3 protein-coding genes are annotated in these 3,867 nt (G+C 45.0%); 2 read left to right on the top strand and 1 reads right to left on the bottom strand.

Annotated elements, in window-relative coordinates:
* The first annotated feature begins 159 nt into the window (after window positions 1-159).
* Window positions 160-369 (top strand): hypothetical protein, encoded by a 210-nt coding sequence (locus IEY09_RS20035; RefSeq protein WP_188872403.1) that lies wholly within the window; start codon window positions 160-162, stop codon window positions 367-369.
* 81 nt (window positions 370-450) lie between these two features.
* Here IEY09_RS20035 and ltrA read toward each other — a convergent pair whose 3' ends face one another.
* The gene (gene ltrA, locus IEY09_RS20030; RefSeq protein WP_188872401.1) at window positions 451-1,740 is read right to left on the bottom strand and encodes a group II intron reverse transcriptase/maturase; all 1,290 of its coding nucleotides are present in this window, start codon (window positions 1,738-1,740) and stop codon (window positions 451-453) included.
* 664 nt (window positions 1,741-2,404) lie between these two features.
* Between ltrA and IEY09_RS20025 the strand changes: the two genes are divergently transcribed.
* On the top strand, window positions 2,405-3,736 hold the full coding sequence (locus IEY09_RS20025) for a hypothetical protein (protein ID WP_188872399.1): 1,332 nt from the start codon (window positions 2,405-2,407) through the stop codon (window positions 3,734-3,736).
* Window positions 3,737-3,867 lie beyond the last annotated feature (131 nt).

Genomic DNA, 3,867 nt, shown 5'->3' with positions numbered 1-3,867 from the left:
TGATTGTATTGCTTCCAGTTAGTTGTTTTATAGCGAGGTTTTGACACTATTGATGGGTGAGTTGATAGGCTATGCCGATCAGATCACCAGCTATGGTTTTAGTTCAACTGATTTAGGAAACAAAGCCGCTCAGCAAAGTTATCGCCAAAATCTAGAGGCGTGTCAGATCTTAACCGACGCATTGATAAACTGCATAAATACGAGGCTTGGTTAGAGCCAACTAAAGTTGATTTTGAGTCAGTGGTCGGCAAAGAAAAGTGGGCGCAGCATTGGGCAAACTGGGAGTCGGTGCAAAATACTATGCGTCAGGCTCAAGCACTCGCAACTGAAATTAATCAAACAATAGCTAAAGAATATGCAAAGCTATAATCGGGTAGCCGGAGGTATTTAGCCTCCAGCCCCCACACCACCCTGCATGCGGCTCCGCACAGGGCGGTTCATTTAGAACGCCTAACCTGTTTTCTGGTTCGGATAGTGAACCGCGATCCATCCATCTCTCAGTGAATACAATCCTGCTTTCTTGAGATACTCATTACTCAGCGCTTGCTGTATCCCTGGTGTTTTCGAGCTTCGCCACGGCCCTTTGCTTGTAATTCCACAAGCAACGGCCGCTTGGATCCTGACGCCACGTTTGAGTAAGTTTTGTACCTTAGTCCGTGGCTTTCGCCATTGACGCCAGTAGCACATACGTACTCGACGACGGATCCAGTGGTCTAAATCGACACACTCTTGATAAGCGTTGGCTATGCCAAAGTAGTTGATCCAGCCTTGCATGTATTGCCGCACTTTAAACAATTGATAGCTCATGCTCACGCCCCAATTGCGGTTTGTCAGTCGTCTTATCTTTTGTTTGAAGATGTGCAGTGTTTTGACATGCCACTGGATCTTTCCGCGGTTAAAGGTAAACCCTAGGAACTTGCTTTGGCCTACCTTAACCACTTGGCTTTTCTGTTCGTTAACAACCAGTTTTAGCTTAGTGGCAAGATAGCAAGTAATACTCTTGAGGACACGTTCGCCCGCTCGTTGAGACTTGACCAAGATGATAAAGTCATCCGCGTAGCGGGCGAAGTGATGCCCTCTGCTTTCCAGCTCTTTATCCAGACTATCCAACATGATGTTTGATAGTAATGGTGAGAGTGGGCCACCCTGAGGTACGCCTTCGAAGCTTGCTTCAAATTGGTCGTTGATCATCACGCCAGCACGCAGGTATTTACCAATAAGCGCCAGCAGACGCTTATCCTGTACCTTGCTCCTTAACTGAGTCATTAAGAGATCATGATTTACTCGATCAAAGAACTTGGACAGATCAACATCGACGGCAAATTTGCGTTTATGTTTGATGATATCCCTGACTTGCAAGACTGCTTGTTTGGCATTCCTATTCGGTCTAAAGCCGAAGCTATTAGCCGAGAAGGAAGGATCAAACAACGGCGTGAGAATTTGAGCAATTGATTGCTGTATCACACGATCAATGACGTTAGGGATACCCAGTTTGCGTTTACCGCCATCGGGTTCGTCGATCTCTACGCGTCTGACTGCTGAGGGTTGATATTCACCTAACTCAAGTTGAGATTTACACTGTTGCCAACCGCCTTGCTGCACCCAAAGCGGGAAGGCTTCGATGGTCATGCCATCGATACCAGCCGCGCCATTATTGGCTTTAACCTGACGCCAAGCTCGGTGTAGATTCTCAGGCTGAAGCAGTTGTTGGAATAAATCGCTGTTGAAGGCTGGTTGCATATCAATACGCTACTGATAGTAATCGTCTGGCGACGTAGTGGGTATCAACAAGTTTGACAAGACTCCTCCTTCTTCTAAATGTTCAGGCCTTCACCATATCCCATCCATTACGATGGGCGTTGGGCTACTATGCCGTCTGCTGACTTCTGTTTAATCACATGCCGAGTTACCCCGTCATGCGCTATCGGTTTTCATCTGGTTCGCTCTTTTCAGTCGATGACACTGAAAAGCCAAGGCACTTATAAACCAGAGCCTGACTGGTTAATGACCGATCGCGTGTTAAACAGATCTCCCCAGATAAGAACATGAACTTTCTTTGCACTGCTGCATCATTTACGGTGGCCATTAGATCACGTGGTTTTGTCGTCTTGTGCCAACTCACCTCTAGCCTACGCCTCATATGATGTTCTTGTTCATCAGCTCGCAAATTTGCTAGCGGCTTCCTTCAAACCAATCCTCGCGGATAAGCCCTTGCCATTCACTAGTAGTTAGCGTTTAATAACAGCATGTTATTGAACGGTGACCTTCCTACAGAGGACTTTCACCTCATTAGTTCATGCCCATGCTGGGCGTACACAAAGCAATCAACTACGCGCCTGCGGCGCCGGACGCTCGTACCTCGCGCCGGTTATTGCGGCGTTATATTTAAAGGAGAGATTGAAGCATGTCTGTGGTGATGCTAGATAACTCTACAATTTCGAGCGTACAAAGAGCATTAGGCAAAGCTCCGACAAAAGAGCCCGCCTTGTTAGATGTTGAGCATGTAGCTTTAGAACGGTTTTCAGAAGCATTTCTGCTTAGTGATAGCATAATTATCCCTGACACTTACAAAAAAGCTTTAACGCCAGCTAGAAAGAAAATGCTTTCTGATCCTGTTTTTTCATTTTTAACAGTGGAGGAGCAAGAAGATAGCGATTTACTAAGTATTGCTGGCCGATTATCTGAGGCATGGCATGTAGCATACAAAGAAGGGTCAGATCGCAGTCTATTCTCACAGTATTTTCAACAGGCAGATGCTTTTAGTAAATTTATCTGGGAGCATGCTAGCTCTGAATTCTATTTAGTCTTCAGAGCGATGGGAATTGATAAAGAAAGCCCATTCATTGAAGCCGTACTAGATAGCCCTGCTGATTATGGATTGGGAGAGAAGCTTGAGATACAGGGCACTGATAATTTGCCAGTTAAGTGGGAAAAGCTGTCATCTCATGTCAAAAGGCTTGTTTCTGTTCTAGCGTGGCTGGGTAATCAATATATCTGGTATCAAGTCTACGCAGCAAAACACAACGCAAATTATCTTTCCCATCCTCTTAGAGACTTTTTTTCATATGATTTTCTAGACCGACTTAATCATGGCGCCAATACTAGCGAGAACTTTGCAAAATCGTTCAGGACGGGAATGCAAGGGTTTCAGAAGAAAATGCTGGATACCTATCGAGAGCTAGATTTAGTGCCACAATCGGAAAGTCTGCATTTGCCTAACTTCCTGCCATTTCTAGTCTCTGAGTGCGGTAACGGGCAAGAATACCTAGATGCATTATCGCATTACAGGAACGTAAACGAAGTGGTAGAAATCAGGCAGCGACTTTCTGAAATCGATTCAGAAATAGAAAAAGGAATTTATAAAAAGCACACCCAGATGGTTAAAGACATTGAGCGCGTCGGTGAAAACCTGCTTAAGGAAAAAGGGGTGGACCCACGATTCATTAAGCTAGGCCCGCCAACTAAATTGCTAGGAATAAGTGTTTCTGGTGACGATGCAAAAATTGATTTACCGATACCGGCTGGATTATACAAACAGTACTTTGTGGGCAAAAAATACCGAAGCTTCGTGAAGAAAGTTATGGATGAACTGGCCATGCCATCTCAGTATGGAAAGCTAAAAGATCGCCTTAATGGGTACGCTTGGGTTGATAAAGAGCAGTTTCCAAAGTTCTATCTAAAGCAAGATAGGATGCCTTCGATGTTCCATAAGCCATTTAGCAAATCTTCGCTATGAAATATAACAAATAAGGATAGGCCGCGCGTAGCCGCGACCTTATCCCAAGTGTTGAACAAGCCCGATGCTGGTTGTTGACACTTTATTATGCAAATAGCGGATTGAGAATGTGTACTGGCGAAGGTCTTATT

The organism is Shewanella xiamenensis (genome assembly GCF_014647135.1).
GTDB classification, from domain to species: Bacteria; Pseudomonadota; Gammaproteobacteria; order Enterobacterales; family Shewanellaceae; genus Shewanella; species Shewanella xiamenensis.
The sequence above is the reverse complement of the archived record's forward strand: the minus strand, read 5'-3'. Positions and strand labels throughout refer to the sequence as shown.